Raw genomic sequence first — 20308 nt, forward strand, 5'->3', positions numbered from 1 at the left:
CTGACATTATGAAAAATAAAGCTAGAATCTTACTAACATTTATGCTTACAATGAGTATTGCGCTGACAGGGTGTTCCATGGAGAAAAAGGATGCCCAGCTGGCAAACGAATACTTGACTGACAGCTTAGCAGAGAGCTCTACTACAGATGAAGCAAATGCTGAGAAATCTATAGTTGTCATGAAGGATCTCTTTGAACCTGAGCTGGAAGAATCTGTCAGCAATGAGAGCGCAGCCTCTGATAATGCTAACGAGGCAGTGTCCATAGAAAGAGACCAGTGTGTTGAGATTGTATTCTTTGGTGACAGTCAGATTGCTCATGGAAGAGATGATGGAACAGATATCCCTTCTCTTCTGGCTCAGAGAGTTCCCAATAGTATTTGCTACAACCTTGCCATTGGGGGGACTACAGCTTCTCTGGAAAAGAGTACCAGTGAGATTAATCCGGAGAATATGAAGTCACTTTCCTTCGTGGGCATGGTCAACTGCCTTTTAGGAAAGTCTGACAGAGAGGATACTCTTTCAGGATATCAGAATATATTAAGCACAATGAACTCAATTGATACTGCTAATGTGGATTATTTCATTATTGAGTATGGTGCAAATGATTTCTTTAACGAAGTGCCTTTGGATAATTCACTTTATGATGCGGACCAGTATCATTCATACTACAATGCACTTAAATCAGGTATCGATGCCCTTAAGAATGCGTGCCCGGATGCAACTATAATCCTGATGACTCCTTTTTATGGAATCTACGTTGATTCTTCCGACAATACCTACATAGGCGATTCGTTTATTGTTAGTAATGGTATAGGAACTCTTGGCGATTACGCCAGCAAGGTACAGTACCTGGCAGATGAGATGGGGCTGATCTATTTTGATGGAATGTTTGCAACAAAGTGTGATCTTTACCTTGATACAGCAAACCAATACTTGTTTGATAACCTCCACCTGACCCTGACAGGACGCCAGATATTCTCAAGACTTCTGGCTCACTACATTAACTTCCAAGAACACAATGAACCCTATGCATATCTGGAGACAGATTTCATCAAAATCGCAGAGTTCGATCCTGAGGAGTACTACAGATACGATGAGGGTCAGATGAAGGAATATTTCCCTGAGTCCTGGGAGAAGTACATCAAGGGCGAGTTCCCTCTTGCCCAGCCTTCTGATGAGGCCCTTAGCTGGGGTGACTGATAGCATTTATATGACCACCACTTCCCTTATGGAGTGGTGGTTCTTTTTATGTTATACTACATATTTGGAAGAAATCTGACTTGCTTCGCATAGGAGCAAAAGCCTTGCTCCGGGCGGAGCAGCGGACATACCCCACCAAGGAGTGGATATTCATGAAAAAATACAGAAATGAGTGGAAGTATCAGTGCCATGAGAAGACTCTGTTTTCTGTGATGGAGCGGCTTAAGGGCGTCCTTCCCTGTGATGAGCATGGGGACAATGGAAGCTATGTCATCAGGTCTTTGTACTTTGATGATGACAGGGGTTCCTTTGCAAGGGACACGGAGACGGGAATCACCAAGAGGTACAAGTACAGGATCAGGTACTATGGCCATGATACATCAACGCTGAAGCTTGAAAAGAAAGAAAAGCTCCATGGCAGATGCCACAAGGAGAGCTGTCATCTTTCTTTGGAAAACTTTGAAAAGATAGTAAACGGGGACTACATAGAGGTCTTCTGGAGTACAGAAAACAAGGTGCTTCAGGAGTTCTGCGCAAGAGCCATGACCATGAGGCTTTCCCCTAAGATAATAGTTGAATACGACAGAACTGCCATAATCGAGCCTATTGCTAACATCAGGATCACAGCGGACAGGAACATTTCCTACTCCCCTGAGATAGACAGATTTCTACAGGGGGACTACCTGAGAGTGCCAATCATGTCAGCAGGTCAGCACATACTGGAAGTCAAGTTTGACCATGTACTCCCAGGCTACATTAAGCGTATGACCAGTGATGAGAGCCTTGTTCAAAGCTCTTTTTCCAAATATTATATGGCAAGAAAAAATATGAGTAACACCGGAAGGAGAATATAAATCATGCTATCTGCCTTTACTGAAGCGGCAAATCACTTTAATAATCCGGCTCTGACAAGGAGCACGATCCTGTCTGTTATAGGAATGGTGCTTATCTTAAGCCTTCTTGAGTTCCTTGTATACAGACTGGTTTCAAACAGGGAGTTCTACAACAGATCCTTCAACATCTGTCTGGCTGTGATACCATTTTTCATCGCAACCATCGTACTGTCCCTGCAGTCAAACTTGGTGATCACCCTTGGAACCATCGGCGCTCTGGCAATCTTAAGGTTCAGGACAGCCATCAAGAACCCTGTAGATATGCTGTACATCCTGTGGTCCGTACACATTGGAATCACCTGCGGATGTCAGCTTTATGAGCTTGCAGTCATCACCTTCATAGTGGTAACACTGCTCCTCATCGCCTTCGAGTTCATCAAGATCGGCAGATCATCATACGTGCTGGTTTTCCATTCAGATGATGACAAGGACTTCGACTTCGCAGGTATTCTCAAGGACGTAAAGTGCAAGTACACTGTAAAGAGCCGCAACTATACTTCTACAGGCATTGACTATGTTGTGAACCTTTCAAAGTGCGACACAGAGCAGGTTGTGAGCGCTCTCAAAGACGCAGGAATCCAGAAAATATCACTGATGGAGTATGAAAACGACGACATCGTATGACCAAGAAGACCCTATCAATCCTACTAATCACATTACTTGCAGCCCTTGCCCTGACCCTCCATCTTACCGGAAAAGGCCAGGGAAGCGCTGATTCATTCATCCTTGATCAGGCGGCTGCAGATACAATAATGTCAGAGAGAGCCCAGGCAAAAGAGCTTTCTCCTGACATTTATTTTGATGAGCAAAAGCTGGTCTTCGACAGCACCGCAGAAACCTTCTACTATTCTTTGGTAGAGGATTCAGATACAGCCTACAGCCCTGACATCAGAGCAACTTTGGGCACCGATAACGCCAAGGTCTACTTCATCGGAACAGGTATCTTTGACGAGCTGATCTCAACCAACACCCCAATCAAAATCCTTATAGCAAGTGAAAAGAGCTATCGCCTCTGCAACCTTATCTGCACAACCCTTCCAGTCATGAACATCGAGACGAAACCTACCATTGGCGAAGAGGACCAGGAAATGAAGCTGATGCTCTTTGACAATGAAAAGGACAGCGTAAAGCGCCGCACTGAGTCTCAGGGCTACATCAGGATCCGTGGTGGAATGTCCAGAGCTTTCCCTAAGAATTCCTTCAAGCTCACACTTCAGAAGGAATCCGTGGGCCACAGTAAGAGAAAGGACAAGCTCTCTCTCCTTGGCATGAGGCAGGATGAGGACTGGATACTGAACTCTCTCTATAACGACTACGAGAAGGTCCGCAACACCTTAAACCACAACCTTTGGACCGAGACAGTGGGCACAGACAACGCCTACAACATCGATACAGGAATCTACTACAAATACGTTGAGCTATTTGTGAACGGTGAGTACTGGGGCCTTTACACCCTGGGCTATCTTCCTGATGAGAAGACCCTAAACTCCAGAGCTCTGACCGATAACGAGGGTCTTTACAAGAAGCGTATCTACAAGGTTTCCGGCTACAGAACCGATGACTATCCCTTCGACCCTGTCTATGAGTATTACACAAAAGTCGAGGAAGCAGACCATGACCCTGCTGCGTTAAAAGAGCTGATAGACATGGATAATGCCATTGACTTTAGCCTCTACACCACCATGACCCAGGGAATCGATAATCTGGAGCACAACTATTATCTGTTGGTAAGAGACCTGGATGGTCAGCAAAAGGGCATCTTCGTGCCCTGGGATCTGGACCTGACCTATGGAAGCGAGTGGACTGTAGATGATCCAAACCACACTTCCTGCTACAGCTTCAAGGAAGACCAGAACCTTCTCTTCACCGACAGCCCGCTGTATCAGCTTCTGGCAGAAGAGGACGAAGAAACCTACAACCAGCTGTTTGAAAAGTACCGGATCCTTCGACAGAACGGCTGGTCCGACGAAAACATCGGCAAAAAGATAGACGAATACGAAAAGGACATCTTCGGCTCCGGAGCCTACTACCGTGACCAGACAAGATGGCCTGAGGGCAACTACATAGATGGCATCACTTCCCTGGATACCTTCAGAAAATATGTGACAGGAAGACTCTTCTACATGGATGCCTACATGGAGAGACTTGAAAACAACCGGACAGACAACCAGTTCATCAACCAGTGCATCAAATACGTTGACCTGGAAAAGGCAGTATTTGTGCTGGAACTGAAGAACAAGAAGCTTGTAAACGACCCGGAATACCGGGAATTCCTTGAATACATCGGCATTGACCCTGACCGGATCATAGACACTACAGGCTACATTGTAACTAGCTTTGGCGGGAAGAATGCAGAGTACATCGATAGCTCTTTTACTGCAGGGGAAAGCTATGAAACGGAAATGGGAGAGCTGGCCCTGGTTCACGAAGAAACAGCAGACTACGACCACGACGAGGACTACACAGTATTCCTGGGAAACACAAAATGCTTCGAGTCTTCCCCAATCGTGGAACAACCCATTCTTGCTGCAACCGTCATTGGGGACGTGGGTGATGAGCTGTACATGAAGTCGGAATACAAGGTGGAATCTGACTTTGATGCAATCCCCAACACAGATATCTGGTTCAGATTCCTGGACAACATCGACGGAAAGGTACTTCTGCAGCTGAACCACAAGGACGGCGTCACATTCGACAGAGATAAGTTCCTTTCAGAATTCAATCTGGACCTTGCGGGATATGAGACGGTTCAGGATGCGCTGGAAGGGGAGGATAAACTTCTTTTCCTATTGGATTGTACAAATCAGAAGGGATATCTTATAAGAAATCCTTATGTTTCAGGAACCTACGTGGAAACACCTATTGGAAGCTATGCTTACTACGAAGGAGAGGATAGCTATGGAATTTACATAAATGGTGAGGACCATGGCTCAGGAAATGTAGGAGAAGCTTGGGAAAACGCTGTTGACATCTCTGTTTATTCGGAGAATTGGACCGAAGGAAAATATCATTATGCAGATGGCTGATATTTAGGGATTGTTATGTTATACTACAAATGGTGTTTTTAAACATATGAAGGAAGGAATCGTTTTATGAAAAAAGCGCTTATTATAGGGGCAGGTCCTGCCGGGCTTACAGCGGCTTATGAGCTTTTGTCAAAGTCTAAGGACTATCAGGTAATTGTTTTTGAGGAGACCGATAAGTTCGGCGGTATTTCAAGGACTGTAGAATATAAGGGGAACCGAATGGATATGGGTGGCCACAGGTTCTTTTCCAAGGTGCCTGAGGTTAACGAGTGGTGGGAGAAGATGCTTCCACAGCAGGGGGCACCTACCTATGATGATATCGTATTAAAGCGCCCTATGAAGATGAAGGAGGGAGGCCCGGATCCTGAGAAGGTTGACAGGGTAATGCTTCGTCGTAACAGGGTTTCAAGAATTTTCTTTGATCGTAAGTTTTATGATTACCCAATTTCACTTAAGGTTGAGACCTTTAAGAACATGGGCCTTGCCAAGACAATAGCATGTGGATTCTCATATCTTCACGCTATGATCTTTAAGAGAAAAGAGAATTCCCTTGAGGATTTCTACGTTAACCGTTTCGGCAAGAAGCTCTACTCAATGTTCTTTGAGTATTACACAGAGAATCTCTGGGGCAGACATCCATCAGAGATCGATCCCAGCTGGGGCGCACAGCGTGTAAAGGGCGTGTCTATTCTGGCAGTACTTAAGAATGCCTTTAATAAAAAGAAAGGTAAGACTGGCGGAAAGGTTGAGACCTCACTTATCGAGGAGTTCTCATACCCTAAACTTGGTCCCGGACAGCTGTGGGATGTAACTGCCGAAGAGATAAAGAATCTTGGCGGAACAATCATTATGAATGCTAAGGTTGTTAAGATCCGCAAGGATGGCAATCACGTAAAGGGTGTAACTTACCTTCAGAACGGCCAGGAGATGGACATCGACGGCGACGTTGTTATCAGCTCAATGCCTGTTAAGGATCTTGTTGCAGGAATGAATGATGTTCCTTCTGATCCTGCCAGAATTGCAGAGGGGCTCCCTTATCGTGACTATATGACTCTTGGAGTTCTTGTTCCAAAGCTCAACCTTGAGAATAAGACAAACATTAAGACCATCGGCAATATCGTACCTGATAACTGGGTTTACGTTCAGGACAGAACTGTTAAGATGGGACGTTTCCAGATCTACAACAACTGGTCACCATATCTGGTAAAAGACCTTGAGCATACCGTATGGGTTGGTCTTGAGTATTTCTGCTTTGAAGGCGACAACATGTGGAACATGACTGAGGATGAGTTTGCCAAGATGGCCATTGCTGAGATGGTTACCCTTAATCTCATCAGCAGCGCAGATGAAGTCATCGACTATCATATGGAGAGAGTTAAGAAGGCTTATCCGGCTTACTTCGATACCTATGATGAGATGGACAAGCTGGTTGATTACCTCAATACTATCGACAATCTTTACTGCGTTGGACGTAACGGCCAGCACAGATATAACAATATCGATCACTCCATGTGCACATCCTTTGAGACAGTTCGCAACATCTTAAGTGGCGAGACTGATCGCAGCAATATCTGGAATGTTAACACAGAGAAAGAGTATCACGAGTCCGATGAGAGCAAGGTCGAAGAGGACGAGGTTGAGGTTGACTAATTAATATATTTATGCTCGGAGTTGCACTGCGACTCCGAGTTTGTTGTAGGAGGTAAAAATGAACGGAAATGTATGTATCGTAGGAATAGCCGGAGGAACAGCTTCAGGAAAGACTACCATTGTAAGAAAGATAAAGGAAAAGTTTGGAGATAACATAGCAGTCATCAACCATGATTCCTATTATAAGCGCCATGACGATCTTTCCTATGAGGACAGATCAAGGCTTAACTATGACCATCCCGAATCCTTTGACACAGATCTTATGATCGAGGATGTCAAGAAACTTAGGGATAATATTGAAATAGATATGCCTGTTTATGACTACACAATTCATAACAGGTCAGATGCCACTGTTCATGTGGTTCCCAAGAAGGTAATCATTCTTGAGGGAATCCTTATCCTTGAGAGCAAGGCCCTTCGTGACCTTATGGATATCAAGGTCTTCGTTGATACTGATGCCGATGAGAGACTTATGCGAAGGATCCGTCGTGACATGGTAGAGAGAGCAAGAAGCATCGAGTCTATCCTGACTCAGTACCGCGAGACAGTTAAGCCCATGCATGAGCAGTTTGTTGAGCCCAGCAAAAAGTATGCCGATATCATAATCCCTCGTGGCGGCGAGAATACTACAGGTATCAGTATTCTTCAGGAGCATCTTAACCTGATGATGCAGGGGTGATTTGGATAAAAAGTATTGTGAGGCGTTAGGCAGATGAATGTGGTTGTGGCAATCTTAGGCGTTTTGCTGTGGGTGCTTTTGGTGCCCATGTGCGTTGGTCTTGCCTTTAATTTCATATTACCAAGGGCCAGAAGGACTGTGGGCATCACATTCATTCTGGGCTTTTTGGTGTACATGGCAGTGTTTGAAGTCATTGCCATTTTCTGTATGACCAGAATTGTCTACAGCGCCTTCAGTTATTGTAGAAGCTACTTCACCGTGGCTGCGTTGATTCTGGCAGTTTTCGGAATTGCAAGAAGTGTCTGGGTACTGATAAAGTGCAGGACTGGCAGGGACTATCTTGTACTGTTTCCGGGGGAGGCTCATGCTGACATTCACGATCTTATGAGTCCCAGAACAGACCTTAAGATGTTTAAGCTTGATTACCCAAAAGAGAGCATCGTATACTGGTGTATCTTTTTTGCCATCATGACCTTTCAGATGGTAATGGCGGTAGTGATGGCAAGCTTTGATGGTGACGACGCCTACTATGTGGTGGAGTCATTGCTGGCACAACAGGCTGATGTAATGAACACGATCCTGCCCTACACCGGAACCTCCACATACCTTGATATCAGGCATGCACTGGCGGTTATTACCATGTGGATCGCCTTTGTGGCCAAGCAGAGCGGTATACACGCGACTATTTTGTCACATTCCATTATTCCGCTGTTCGTGATCCCTTTGGTTTATCTAATTTACGTGGAGATTGGAAGGATTCTTTTCCGTGAGAGGCAGCAGATAATACCTGTGTTCTTGATCGTGGTGGCTGTGCTCCTGATGTTCGGAAATGTGTCCATATACACTCCCGCTACGTTCTTCCTGATGAGAACCTGGCAGGGAAAAGCCCTTGTGGCAAACCTTGTGTTCCCAATGATCTTCTGGTTGTTCCTCTGGATGATGGAGGATGTGAAGCGGGAAAGTGGCAGTGTTCACACTGATGAGCGGGAAGTAAAAGAGATATCAAATATGTTGGGCGACGCTGGTGCGACTGGTGCAGCTGTGGCGGGCGATAAAGGAACTGAGACCCCGGTTGTGGAGAGATATCGCAAACTGGCAAAGAACCGTTTGCTGTTGGCTCCATGGGCGATGCTTACGCTGGTGAACATGTTGTCCGGTGTTTGCAGTTCCCTGGGCGTAATCTTTGGAAGTGGGCTGGTTGCGCTGCTGACTTTGGTGCTGCTGTTTTATTCAAAGCGCATTACGGTGCTGCTGGGGGCGTTTGCTTGCATCATCCCCAATATGGCTTACCTGGCTATTTATTTCTTCCTTTTTAGGGGATAATTTTTTTGATAATGGAGTGTTTTGTTGTGAAAGAAAATAAGTTTGTGAAATTTCTAAAAGAAGACGGACTGTATCTGATTATCCTGGCCTTTATGCTGGTGTGCTTTTTGGCACCATACTTTGGACATGCTTTGCCTAAGGCTGAAGAAAATGACTTCCACTACGCCAGGATTGCATCCCTGGTGGAAAGTTTAAAACTTGGTGAGTTTCCGCCAAAGCTTCGTCCGATGCTTATGCAGGGCTTTGGATACGGCGTAGGCTTCTTTTACCCGGATTTCTTTTTCTATTTCGCAGTTCTTCTGATATACATGGGCGTGGAGACTATGCTTGCCATCAAGATCTTCATTTCCCTGGTGGCTGTGATCGGAGCATTTGTGACATACAAGAGTTTTGAGGGCTTTGTAAAGAGCAAGAAAATTGCAGCGCTGGCAACCATTTTGTACTTCGGAACACTGTGCATGTGGGATAATCTCTTTTACGGCGCAGGTCTTGGTGCTTTCATAGCACAGGTCGTGTTACCTATGGCTTTCTGCGGACTGCTTAGGGCCTTCAATGACGAGAAGGCTGGCTACATCAGCTACGGCCTTGGAATCGTAATTGTGGTCTTAAGTCACCACCTGACTTTCATTTCCATGATGGTAGCCATGGTGCTGATCGTGCTTCTTAGCATTAAAAAGATAATCGATAACCCCAAGGTGCTGGGAAAGCTCTTTTGCGTCAGCATGGTAGGACTGTTGTTCACTACTCAGTACTGGCTTCCCGCTATAGAGTTGGCGGCTCACACCAAGTTCAAGGTTATTTACGACAACTACATTGATATCAATGATCACATTCTGAATTTTGCGGATGTTATAAGAGTAATCAGCATGCCGTTTTTCGTGCTGTTTTTGGTGGCGCTTGTAGTGTTCGTTGGGCTCATGATAAAGAACAAGAAGGTATACTTTGACGAGCTCATGGTGATGATCGCCGTGATCTTCCACATGGGACTGATGCGCTCGGAGCCCTTCTGGCGCGGACCTGTGGGACAGTTCTTTTCCTTCTTCCAGTCAACCTCAAGACTTATCTATGTGCTGATGGCGCTGCTGATCATGTTCGTTGCCATGGTGGCGAAGCTGGTGGATAAAGAGATGCAGGCGGCTGGGAAGAAGATGGACCTTAGGCCCTTTGCGATGTTCGTGGCGGGACTTCTGGTGGTCCTTGCAACCAGGACTTATCTGAAGGCAGATTTCTTTAATCCTAATGCTTATGACAGGCAGGATATTTCGCCGGACCTCATCACCTACGACAACGGTATTTCCTGCGGCGAGTGGCTTCCTGTGGAGAACGAGCCCAGCGAGTGCCACGGCGTGGAGAATGCCAAGGCTGACGATCAGACTTCTGCTGACGGTTTCAAGCACGACAACTTCAAGTACTTCGAGGTTTGGCTGAATCTGGACAAGAAGTACTACGACATGCCTTTCATCTATTACTACGGCTACAGGGCTTACATCCTGGATGACAACGGTAACCCTGTATCCGAGCTCTCTGTAGGCGAGGCTTACGACGACAATGGCTATGTTCGCGTGTTTATGCCCGCGAACGGTCAGGGCGTGGCTCACGTTCTTGTTAAATATGAAAAGACAAAGATCCAGAAGATCGCATATCTTGTGACCATTCTGACAACTGTTGCTTTCATAGGATATTTAATCTGGCGTAGGAAAAGAGCTAAGGCATGAGTGAGGAACATATCAAAAAATACAAATGGCTGACTCTGGTGGTGTTGGTGCTTGTAGTGATTCCAATGCTGCTGGTGGCTATATATTCAAGACCTTTCGCAGATGATTTTGGTTACAGCGCAAGGACCCATGCGGTCTGGGCTTCCAGTCACAATATTCTGGCGCTCCTTAGTGCCATTGGGGCCGAGGTAAAAGAGGTGTACTACAGCTGGCAGGGATCTTTTTCAGCGTTGGCGCTGTTTTCTCTGCAGCCTTCAATATTTGGAGATAAGCTTTACGGACTTTCCACTGTGATCCTTGTGGGATTTTTTCTTTGGGGAAACTGGTTCTTCTGGAAGAAGGTTATGGGGAAGTGCCAGGAAGCTGTGATTGTATTTGCTGCGGTTACTGTTCTTTGCACACAGGTCCTGCCCCATGCTTTTCAGGGCTTTTACTGGTGGAACGGAGCCAGCTATTATACGTTGTTTTATTCCCTGATGCTGATCCAGTGGGGAATGCTGCTGGAAAAGGAGCGTGTGGTTGTGCCCTGCATCCTGGGATTCTTACTGGGCGGCGGAAACCTGGTTTCAGGACTTCTTGGCCTGGAGGTGACAGCTCTTTTCCTGCTGGTTGAAATTGTAGATGCGGTGAAGGGGCGTGGAGAAGGGAAGACTGCTGATGCGAAGAGCGTGGTTAGAATTGCGGCTATCTTTATCTTCTCTTTGGTGGGTTTTATCATTAATGTCATCGCACCGGGAAATGCAATCCGGGCCCAGTCACAGCCTTATACACAGGGACCTTTAGAGGCTATAGGGAATTCTTTTCTGGAAGCCTACAGATACATGAATGAGTGGGTTGATGAACCACTTATCGTGATGACTTTATTTCTTTTGCCGTTCCTGTGGCATTATGCGGGGAAGAGACCTTTCAACTTCAGGAAGATTCCTTTCTTTGCGTACATGGCGCTTGGTTTTGGGCTTTTTGCATCTACCTTTACGCCTACGCTGTACTCCATGTGCGAGGTTGGGCCTAGGCGTGTGCAGAACATCAGATTTTTCTTTTTCGTGATCCTGGTGGTTTTGGTGGAACTGGAGGCTGTAAGGCGGATCAGAGCTCTTACAGACGTAAAAGTGAAATCAGGGCAAAAGCTCCTTCGAGGATATATGCTGGTGTTGCTACTTGGAATTTTGATCTTCCTGGGAGACAATGCGCTTCCAAAGGATAACAGGTACAATGTTACGAGCATTGCAGCTGCTAGAAGTTTCCTGATCGGAGAGTCCGGGAAGTATGCCCGGGAGCGTGATGAATGGGCTAAGGTACTGGAGTCTGATGAGCCTGTGGTAACTGTGCATGCCCTTCACGATCATCCCGTGCCCATCTATTACAGCGAGTTCGACATCACGGGCGATCCCGAGGACTACAGGGATCAGAGCATGTGCGAGTACTATGGCAAACAGCAGATTATATATGTACAGGACTGAGGAATAATTCATATGTATGGAATCTTTATGGAGTGCTGGGTTTCCTTTAAGCTTTTCTTTGGAAATCCGGTGCTGCCGGTTCTTTTGATTGCGTCGGCGCTTTATATTGCCATTGCGGAGAAGGACCTTAAGAAAAGAATAGTGCTGGGGTTTCTGCCCCTGGTAGTGATGGCAGGATTTCTTTTGCCTATCACGAAGATCCTGTATGTGGCGGCCTTCGATGAGGGTAGCGACACCTACTACAGGCTTATGTGGCTTGTTCCCATGTACATCGTCATGGGCTATGCTGTGTGCAAGCTTTGCTTCTCCTTCGGAAAAGAGCTGCATCAGCGTTTGGCGCTTGTGGTAGCGCTGGTGGTTTTGGCGCTTTCGGGGTCATTGGTTTACTTCAATCAGTACATGTCTGTGGCGCAGAATTTCTACCACATTCCACAGCATGTTATCGATATTTGTGATGTTATCGCACCTGAAGACGGTGAGCCCAGAGTCAGGGCGGCTTTTCCTTCAGAACTGGTGCATTTTATAAGGCAGTATGACACGGACATTCTGATGCCCTACGGCCGCGAGATGGTGGCAACCCAGTGGGACTACTACAATGCGGTTTACGAGGTGATGGAAAAGCCCGAGGTTATCGACGCTGAGGCGCTCCTTGAGGCTACCCGCCAGACAGGCTGCGCTTACATCGTTTTATCTGAGAATCGAAAGATCGACAAGAACCTGGTTTCACTGGGGCTTGTCCTTGTGGACACCGTAGGCGGCTACAAAATCTACAGGGATCCCACAATCAGTTAAGGATATTCATCAAATGGTTTTTAACTCATATGCATTCTTTTTAATACTTTTCCCATTGTTTATGGTGGGATTCTATATGCTGCGGGGGAGGTCTGTCCTTGGTGCTAAGTGGTGGATTGTGCTGGCTTCCGCAGTTTTTTATGCGCCATTTGGATGGCGGAACTGTGCAGTACTGGCGGTGAGCGTTGCAGTTAACGCACTTGTGGCATGGAGTCTTGCGGGCAAGCGTGGGAAATCTGCTGCGGTACTGGGATGCGCACTGGTGGCCAATGTGGTGGCGCTACTGTTCTTTAAGTTCTCGGGATTTTTCTTCCCAATTGCGATCAGCTTTTATACCTTTAATCAGATTTCATATCTTGTGGACATGTACAGGGGTGAGATTGAAGATTTCAGCCTCCTGGATTATTTGTGCTACATTCTCTTTTTCCCAAAGATACTTCAGGGACCGCTCATGGGCTATGGAGATTTTGCAAGGGAACTTGAGAAGGCGATTGGGACCGATGTTCGCGGAAAGTCTGGGAATTATGATTTGAGTTCTGGACCGGTTGGGGATGATGTATCTGAGGATCGCAATTCCGGAGCACATGCTGCAGTTGATTTCGAGATTGTGATGCGGGGATTGCTGCTGTTCTCCATGGGCCTTTTTAAGAAGGTGATTCTGGCGGATATCTTTGGGAAGGCGGTGGACTTTGGTTTTGGAAATATCCCTGGGCTGGGGAGCCTTGAAGCTATTCTGGTGGCGATCTTTTATTCGTTCCAGCTTTATTTTGATTTTAGTGGATACTGCGATATGGCAGCAGCAATCTGCATGATGATGGGATTTGAACTGCCTCTTAACTTTGATTCACCCTATAAGGCAGTTAATATAGTGGATTTCTGGAAGAGGTGGCACATCACACTTACAAAGTTCTTCACAAAGTACGTGTACATTCCCCTTGGTGGCAATCGCATGGGCCAGGCAAGGATGTATCTGAACTTCATGATCGTATTCCTGCTCAGCGGCCTCTGGCACGGAAGTGGCTGGACCTTCATAATCTGGGGCGCCATGCACGGCGTACTCTATGTGCTGACCAGGGCCTTGGATTCACAGAAGAAAACAACTGCGAACATTTCGGTCAAGACATCAGCAAACACAATTGCAGATTCTGCAGATAAAGCGCATGAGGATGCAACAGAGGAAAACAGGGGTGGAATCTCAGAAAAACTCGTCCACGGCTGCAAGGTGGCCCTTACCTTCATCTACGTGACTCTTGCGTGGGTGTTCTTTAGGGCTAATACTGCGGGAGATGCGGTGGCGTTGATACTTAGAATGTTTACTGGTGGAAGAAGGAGGATCAACACTCATCTATCTTCCTGCTTTCAGCTTGATGAAATATGGTACGTGATCAAGGTTACACCAATAATGAAGATGAATTTTGCGTGGGATATATGTTTGTGGATGTTCCTGATCCTGGGAGCAATCATGATATTCTTCGCACCAACAGCTATCAACTTTAGCAAGAAGTGCAGGATTGGAGTAAGGTCCACGTTGCTGACAGCTCTTTTGCTGGTATGGAGTATCATCAGCTTCGCAGGGGTGAGCACCTTCCTATACATGAATTTCTGAGGCTAAAAAATGAGTGACGAAACAAAAAATGTGAGTAAACTTCATAAAAAGCTCTTTTGCCTGCTATTGGCGCTTGTCCTGGTGCCGCTGACAGCCATTGCGGCGCTGATCATCTACGTGGATCCGTTTTTCCACTATCATGAGCCGTTACAGAACTTCCCTTACCTGGTGGAGAATCAGCTGAGCCAGAATCCGGGTATGGCAGCCAATATGGATTATAATGGTTGTATCATTGGTTCTTCCATGACGGTGAATTTCGACACAGACGATTTCAAAGAGCTCCTTGGCTATGATACTGTAAAGCTCAGTTATAGCGGGGCTTACCCAAAGGACGACTACAACATCCTTTCCATAGTCTTTGACGAGAACAACCTGGCTAGGAAGAAAAGGCCTATGGGAGCAGTGTTTTTTGCTATGGATATTCCGACCATGACGGCGGACCCTGACGAGACCAAGTATCCTTTGCCGGAATACCTTTACGATCAGAACCTATTAAATGACGTGAACTATGTGCTTAACAAGGATGTACTGTTCCAATATATATTTAAACCTGTAATCCAGGGGAAGGGATCTGATCTTTCACAGATCTACTTTAGCTGGTGGACGCCGGATTATTACAACGAAGAATACGTGGTTGGAACCTACGAGGAACCGCCAAAGTCAGATCAGATCATAGATACAAAAGAAGTGATAAACTCCACTCAGGAGAATCTGGAAAAGAATATTCTGCCCTTCGTGGAGCAGCATCCTGAAACGCAGTTTTATTTCTTTTACCCGCCCTACAGCATTCTATATTGGCATAACTTAAAGCAGGAGAATTTCTATGAAGCGGCCCTGGCCCAGTATGGCTACGTGACTTACAGGCTCCTTCAGTATGACAATGTGCATCTTTTCTACTTCCAGACCATGGATGAGGTGACGGACCTGAACAACTACGCGGATTACTCCCACTATAAGCCGGAGATCAACCGCTACATGGTGGAGTGTTTTGCAGATGGCACCCATGAGATCAAGAGCGTAGATCAGATGGCAAATGAGCTATCAAAAATGCAGGCGATAGTTGAGGCCTACGATTTCGATAAGTTGCTTCACAAGGATAAATAATGAATACAAAAGCTTTTGAGATAATAAAGAAAATATTGGGAGTCTTAGCTTTCCTTGGGCTCGTTTTGATGATAGGTACAGTGGTGAGGGTTTCTGCCTACACCGTGTTTGTATCTGATGATTTTTGGCATGCCCATACTACAGGTGCATTGGGAGCAGGCTTCTTCGAACAGATAAAGGCGGCCTGGGACTACAATTACTACATGTACATGAACCACCAGGGGGCTTATTCTCTGTTCTTTCTGGCATTGTTTAACCCCGTAAGTGGAAGTGGTTTTCTTGGGCTTCGAATCATAATGATATTTAATGCGATCCTGTTCTTTGGATCCATGATTCTTTTGATAGAGGGAATATATCGGGATGCTGCAACTGAGATTGATAAGAGCGTGTTGCTTCTTATGCTGTTTGCCGGAGTCTTTGTGATGACCCAGTACGATGCCTTTGTTGAGACCTTCTACTGGTATACCGGGGCAACCAATTACAGCATGCCCCTGGCTTTAGTGAATCTGGTCATCGCCATGTCCCTTAACGGGAAAAGAAACGCATCCTACACTGTCACTGCATCCATATTGGCATTTCTTGCAGCAGGCGGAGTTCTTCCAATTGGTGGAAGTCTGTGCTATGTGCTGCTTTTGGTGATTCTTTATGAGCTTCTCACAGATCACAAGCTTGACAGGGCACTTTTAATTGTGACCGTAGTTTCTTTTCTTGGAACCCTTTTGAATTTCCTTTCTCCCGGCTACCGGATCAGGCAGGGGATAGAATCCAGCACCACAGCTTCCTTGTCCAGTGCGATTGCTGATACTTTGGAGGTTGCAGGGACTAACATGGAATGGCTCTTTGTTTCAAAGAACTTTGTGCTGGTGCTTCTTGTTTTACTGGGCTGCGGCTTCCTGATTGCAGAGAAGACAAGAGTAAAGAAAAACGTATACTTCTTTGTGAGCGTTCTGGCTCTTTTGCTGCCATTTATCACTATTTTCCCGGTAGTCTATGGATATAACAATCCATGGATGCCTAACAGATGCGTGTTTATAACTATATTTGTAATTGATATGGTTATGGGGAATCTGGCAGTTAGTATCGGAGCTCTGATCGGAGAAATGGTGATGAACAGGACTGTTGCCAAAAAGGTTTTGGCAGTAGTGTTTGCTGCCTGCTTTGTCATGTTTGCAGTGACCACACAGTACCAACCCTGGGAATACACTGTTGCCAAGATCAACAAGCAGCTTTATGACAGGCAGTATCAGGATTATTATGCAGACATCAGGAGTATGTTCGAGGACTTTAAGAACCATCAGGGTGAAGACGTTGAGGTAGATGTACCTACAGATCCTGATGGAATGAGGAATTTCTACTGCTTTTTCCTAGTGGAGTCTGATAACAGGATAAATGAGGCTGTGGCCTGGGCTAATGGTCTTAATTCTATCTCAAACGTGAATGCCGAGTATTGATACCGGAGGAAACTTTTTATGAATAAAAAGGGACAGGTGGTTATCACCGTTTTGTTGTCGGTGGTTACCCTTGCAGTGATAATCATATATTCCTACGCAAACATTTTTCATTACACAGCGAACATGGATGCGGACATTGCCTCTGAAACCCTGCTGGCACAGGTGCTATATCAAAACGGCCATTTACAGCCCGACACCTGGTATGCGTCAACCGCCAACAGAATTCTGGGGGCTCCGCTTCTTGCCTCCTTTATCTATCCTTTGACTGGTTTTGACTTGAACATGGCCATGGGAATTGCATGTTCCGTTATGACTATAGTGCTGGTGGCAACAATGCTTTTCTTTTGCAGACAGATTGGTTTCAGCACCCTGGAGAGTCTGGTGGCAGTTCTTTTGATGCTGGTGCTGTCATCTCCATCCAATGAACCTCAGCGAATGCTGTACCTTTACGCATCCTACTATGTGGGACATTTTATATGCATGTTTTTGCTTCTTGGCTTTTACTCCATGACCCTTAAGATGGGAAATGTTCCGCTATTCATTTTTGTGATTACTATACCTATGGCGATCCTTAACGGTGTCCAGGGAATGCATGCCAACATGTTCTTCTACATGCCACTTCTTGGAACGGAGATCCTGAGGCGGATAGTTCTTTTTCTGAAAAAGAAAAAGGCTGATTCCAATGTGGTGACTATCTGGGTTATCCTTGTAAGCGCAATTTCTCTTGTGTGCACAAAGGTTTTTGGAAGTCACATGGGAGACACTTCTCGTAACATCCGCCATGCCCCCGAAAAATTCGTGGAGGTTGTTTGGCCGCTGTTTAAGGAAGTGCTGGGATATGGGCGCTGGCCTCTTTTGATCATCTTGTTTATTGTGATGGCTATTGCAGGATATTTGCTTATGGCTTCAAACCTTAAAGAAGAACCTGAGCTTTGGAGCGCACTGCCAATCCTGTTTGGCGTTATTGTGACAGTACTTGCCATGACCTTTTCCACTATTGAAGTGGCACCAAGATATTTCCTGATGCAGATATTCGTGGTGGGTGTGGGAACAGCTCTTTTGCTGCATCTGTTTAAGCTTGAAAAGAGCTATCTGCTGGCAATTCTGGTAATTGCTTACGGAGTAAATTCTGCGCTGGTCTTTAATGAGGCGCTGATCCTAAGAGACAACTCAGCAGATTCAGAATATGTGAAGGTTACGGACTGGATGGCCGAAAATGGTTATACCTACGGGTATTCAACTTTTGACCATGCAAATACCATGACCATAATGTGTGATGATAAAGTTAAGGTCAGACCATTGATCGACATGAATAATTTGGAACAGCTGCCTTGGCTCAGCGATAAGACCTGGTATCCGCCTTACAGGGACGCCAGTGAAAAGGTGTGTTACGTGGTTTCACAGGCCAGAACGGAAGACTTCCAGGCCTTTGTAGATAGAGAGCATCCTCAGATACTGGAAACAAAGGCTTTTGATGTTTTTGTTGTATATGTCACTGATCATGATTATACTAAGCCTGTTGAATAAAACTATGAAAAGGGATTTGAATTATGAGCAGAAATAATGATAGGAACGAAGGAATGGACGAGGGTCGCGGATTTCAGGATATTCCCAGATGGGTGTATTGGGCTGTGGCCGGAGTTATCGTGGCTGTTTTGGCTTTCTCGATCTTTAAGCTGGTTCGCTGGAACATGGGAACTGCCGAGACTGAGGGTGTGGTTGAAGGCGACTTTGAGGTAGAGGTCCTTGATCAGATTTTCCTTATGCCTCCGGACAAGAAGGCCCTTGGAGTGGATGATGGGAAGGAGACGATTCTTTTCCTTGGTAATGATGTACTGACCTATTACAGTGACGAGAATGGATTTGTGCAGCAGGTAGAAAAGAAACTTGGAGCAACCTGTATCAATGCCGGATTCCCTGGCTCAACCGTTGCTTTAAAAAATGCTACTTATGATCCTGAGTATGCTATGGACGCATTCAGTTTCTACAATGTGGCAAACAGCATTGTGAATCAGGATTTCTCCAGAATGCTTCAGGCTTCAACAAGCTTTGGGGATTCAAGATTTGATGAGAACAGCGCCCTTTTGAAGAGCGTTGATATGAGTACCGTAGATACGCTTGTTATCTTTTATGATGCCCAGGATTACATCAACCTTCGAATTGGCATGAATCCTGATAATGATTCTGATCCAATTACCTACAGCGGAGCTTTGAATGCTGGGATCAAGGCGATTCAGGAGAAATATCCATACATCAGGATCGTATGCATGTCTTTCCCTATGTGTTATGCCTATGATGCAACCGGGGCCCTGGTAAGTGGAGACAGGTTTGACTTCGGAAACGGAAGACTTACTACTTACCTTCAGTTTATGATAGATACTTGTGGTGCTACCGGAGTGTCTTTTGTGGACAACTATTACGGAACTATCCACGAGGACAACAGCTCAGGTTGGATGCTGGATAACATCCACGTAAATGCAGCCTGCAACGAGCATATGGCGCAGCATTTTATTGAGGCTATTTATCCTAACGGCCTGAATGCAGAGGAATGATCAGATTATGAAAAAGAAACTTAAGTTTGGAGATATACTGCTCCTTGAGATTTCAGTAATAGTGTATTCACTTTCTACAGTGGCCGGAAATCTGGCAGGGCAGAATCCATTTTTATCAAGAAACTATATTATATTCTTTGGGCTGGAATTTGTGATTCTGGCTATTTATGCGGTTTTATGGCAGCAGGTTATAAAGAGGTTTGAACTCTCCATTGCCTACTGCAACAAGTCAGTGACGCTGCTTTGGTCTATGCTGTGGAATTTCCTGATCTTCAGTCAGATCATCACACCCGGAAAGGTTGTAGGGGTTCTGCTGGTTATGGGCGGAGTTATCGTGATGAATATGGGAGGACATGGTTCAGAAGAAAAGACTGCTGATGGCACCCAGAAGGAACAGGGAGGTGACAGCGATGAGTAAGTACTTTTTGTTTATGGTCATGTCTGAGCTGCTTGCCTCAACTTCCCAGATGCTTTTGAAAAAGAGTGCACTGAAGAAATATCCCTCATTTATAAGGGAATATCTGAATATTCTTGTTGTTGGTGGCTACGGACTTCTTGTGGTGTCCATGGTGATTGCAATATTCTGCTATGGCGGACTTGGTTATATGGGTGTTGTTGTCATGGAGCCCATGGCCTACATTCTCGTAATGATTATGTCCAGGATATTCTTCAAAGAGAAAATCACAAAGTCAAAACTCCTTGGTATGGCTCTGATTCTTGGAGGAATAGTAGTATTCTACACATTAGGATAATGTGTCAGCCTTTCAAAGGGGACGGTTCTTTAAGCAAAAAGAACCGTCCCCCTTGGCATATTGCCTTGATTGTGCATAAATGATACAATTTTATGAATAAGAT

The 20308-nt window shown here is 45.6% G+C and carries 17 protein-coding genes; all 17 read left to right on the top strand.

What is annotated here, in order from left to right; genetic code table 11:
- Positions 1–8: 8 nt before the first annotated feature.
- The 17 genes from BO18_RS10420 (at position 9) to BO18_RS10500 (ending at position 20205) form a co-directional block, all read left to right on the top strand.
- Positions 9–1202 (top strand): SGNH/GDSL hydrolase family protein, encoded by a 1194-nt coding sequence (locus BO18_RS10420; protein WP_034446007.1) that lies wholly within the window; start codon positions 9–11, stop codon positions 1200–1202.
- Positions 1203–1354: 152 nt separating this feature from the next.
- Entirely contained in the window at positions 1355–2056 is a 702-nt protein-coding gene (locus BO18_RS10425) for a polyphosphate polymerase domain-containing protein (protein ID WP_034446011.1), read from the top strand.
- Between the two features lie 3 nt (positions 2057–2059).
- Entirely contained in the window at positions 2060–2719 is a 660-nt protein-coding gene (locus tag BO18_RS10430; RefSeq protein ID WP_051688647.1) for a DUF4956 domain-containing protein, read from the top strand.
- Positions 2716–5121, top strand: a complete 2406-nt coding sequence (locus BO18_RS10435; protein ID WP_034446013.1) for a CotH kinase family protein — start codon at positions 2716–2718, stop codon at positions 5119–5121. The genes BO18_RS10430 and BO18_RS10435 overlap by 4 nt, the downstream gene beginning before the upstream one ends.
- Before the next feature lie 66 nt (positions 5122–5187).
- Positions 5188–6771, top strand: a complete 1584-nt coding sequence (locus BO18_RS10440; RefSeq protein ID WP_034446015.1) for an NAD(P)/FAD-dependent oxidoreductase — start codon at positions 5188–5190, stop codon at positions 6769–6771.
- A gap of 58 nt (positions 6772–6829) precedes the next feature.
- A complete protein-coding gene (gene udk / locus BO18_RS10445; protein WP_034446019.1) occupies positions 6830–7450 on the top strand; it encodes a uridine kinase in 621 nt (206 codons plus the stop codon).
- Between the two features lie 33 nt (positions 7451–7483).
- The gene (locus BO18_RS10450) at positions 7484–8773 is read left to right on the top strand and encodes a DUF6077 domain-containing protein (RefSeq protein ID WP_034446023.1); all 1290 of its coding nucleotides are present in this window, start codon (positions 7484–7486) and stop codon (positions 8771–8773) included.
- A 26-nt stretch (positions 8774–8799) separates the two neighbouring features.
- The gene (locus BO18_RS10455; protein WP_185752402.1) at positions 8800–10488 is read left to right on the top strand and encodes a hypothetical protein; all 1689 of its coding nucleotides are present in this window, start codon (positions 8800–8802) and stop codon (positions 10486–10488) included.
- On the top strand, positions 10485–11948 hold the full coding sequence (locus BO18_RS10460; RefSeq protein WP_034446029.1) for a DUF6056 family protein: 1464 nt from the start codon (positions 10485–10487) through the stop codon (positions 11946–11948). Before BO18_RS10455 ends, BO18_RS10460 begins: the two co-directional genes overlap by 4 nt.
- A gap of 12 nt (positions 11949–11960) precedes the next feature.
- Positions 11961–12740 carry a hypothetical protein gene (locus BO18_RS10465; RefSeq protein WP_034446031.1) on the top strand — a complete coding sequence of 260 codons (780 nt, stop codon included), beginning with the start codon at positions 11961–11963 and terminating at the stop codon, positions 12738–12740.
- 13 nt (positions 12741–12753) lie between these two features.
- Entirely contained in the window at positions 12754–14346 is a 1593-nt protein-coding gene (locus tag BO18_RS10470; RefSeq protein WP_081860985.1) for an MBOAT family O-acyltransferase, read from the top strand.
- A 9-nt stretch (positions 14347–14355) separates the two neighbouring features.
- Complete coding sequence (locus BO18_RS10475) at positions 14356–15450, top strand: hypothetical protein (protein WP_051688648.1); 1095 nt, start codon at positions 14356–14358, stop codon at positions 15448–15450.
- On the top strand, positions 15450–16901 hold the full coding sequence (locus BO18_RS10480; protein WP_034446035.1) for a DUF6056 family protein: 1452 nt from the start codon (positions 15450–15452) through the stop codon (positions 16899–16901). The genes BO18_RS10475 and BO18_RS10480 overlap by 1 nt, the downstream gene beginning before the upstream one ends.
- A gap of 18 nt (positions 16902–16919) precedes the next feature.
- Positions 16920–18428, top strand: a complete 1509-nt coding sequence (locus BO18_RS10485) for a hypothetical protein (protein WP_034446038.1) — start codon at positions 16920–16922, stop codon at positions 18426–18428.
- Positions 18429–18451: 23 nt separating this feature from the next.
- A complete protein-coding gene (locus BO18_RS10490; protein WP_034446040.1) occupies positions 18452–19453 on the top strand; it encodes an SGNH/GDSL hydrolase family protein in 1002 nt (333 codons plus the stop codon).
- Positions 19454–19460: 7 nt separating this feature from the next.
- Entirely contained in the window at positions 19461–19871 is a 411-nt protein-coding gene (locus tag BO18_RS10495) for a hypothetical protein (RefSeq protein ID WP_066738292.1), read from the top strand.
- A complete protein-coding gene (locus tag BO18_RS10500; RefSeq protein WP_034446042.1) occupies positions 19864–20205 on the top strand; it encodes a hypothetical protein in 342 nt (113 codons plus the stop codon). Before BO18_RS10495 ends, BO18_RS10500 begins: the two co-directional genes overlap by 8 nt.
- Positions 20206–20308: the final 103 nt, after the last annotated feature.

It is taken from the genome of Butyrivibrio sp. AE2032, assembly GCF_000702965.1.

Bases quoted from the DNA above. Each gene is read 5' to 3' on its own strand.
- BO18_RS10420 (WP_034446007.1), top strand. From the start codon at position 9: ATGAAAAATAAAGCTAGAATCTTACTAACATTTATGCTTACAATGAGT.
- BO18_RS10425 (WP_034446011.1), top strand. From the start codon at position 1,355: ATGAAAAAATACAGAAATGAGTGGAAGTATCAGTGCCATGAGAAGACT.
- BO18_RS10430 (WP_051688647.1), top strand. From the start codon at position 2,060: ATGCTATCTGCCTTTACTGAAGCGGCAAATCACTTTAATAATCCGGCT.
- BO18_RS10435 (WP_034446013.1), top strand. From the start codon at position 2,716: ATGACCAAGAAGACCCTATCAATCCTACTAATCACATTACTTGCAGCC.
- BO18_RS10440 (WP_034446015.1), top strand. From the start codon at position 5,188: ATGAAAAAAGCGCTTATTATAGGGGCAGGTCCTGCCGGGCTTACAGCG.
- udk (WP_034446019.1), top strand. From the start codon at position 6,830: ATGAACGGAAATGTATGTATCGTAGGAATAGCCGGAGGAACAGCTTCA.
- BO18_RS10450 (WP_034446023.1), top strand. From the start codon at position 7,484: ATGAATGTGGTTGTGGCAATCTTAGGCGTTTTGCTGTGGGTGCTTTTG.
- BO18_RS10460 (WP_034446029.1), top strand. From the start codon at position 10,485: ATGAGTGAGGAACATATCAAAAAATACAAATGGCTGACTCTGGTGGTG.
- BO18_RS10465 (WP_034446031.1), top strand. From the start codon at position 11,961: ATGTATGGAATCTTTATGGAGTGCTGGGTTTCCTTTAAGCTTTTCTTT.
- BO18_RS10470 (WP_081860985.1), top strand. From the start codon at position 12,754: ATGGTTTTTAACTCATATGCATTCTTTTTAATACTTTTCCCATTGTTT.
- BO18_RS10475 (WP_051688648.1), top strand. From the start codon at position 14,356: ATGAGTGACGAAACAAAAAATGTGAGTAAACTTCATAAAAAGCTCTTT.
- BO18_RS10480 (WP_034446035.1), top strand. From the start codon at position 15,450: ATGAATACAAAAGCTTTTGAGATAATAAAGAAAATATTGGGAGTCTTA.
- BO18_RS10485 (WP_034446038.1), top strand. From the start codon at position 16,920: ATGAATAAAAAGGGACAGGTGGTTATCACCGTTTTGTTGTCGGTGGTT.
- BO18_RS10490 (WP_034446040.1), top strand. From the start codon at position 18,452: ATGAGCAGAAATAATGATAGGAACGAAGGAATGGACGAGGGTCGCGGA.
- BO18_RS10495 (WP_066738292.1), top strand. From the start codon at position 19,461: ATGAAAAAGAAACTTAAGTTTGGAGATATACTGCTCCTTGAGATTTCA.
- BO18_RS10500 (WP_034446042.1), top strand. From the start codon at position 19,864: ATGAGTAAGTACTTTTTGTTTATGGTCATGTCTGAGCTGCTTGCCTCA.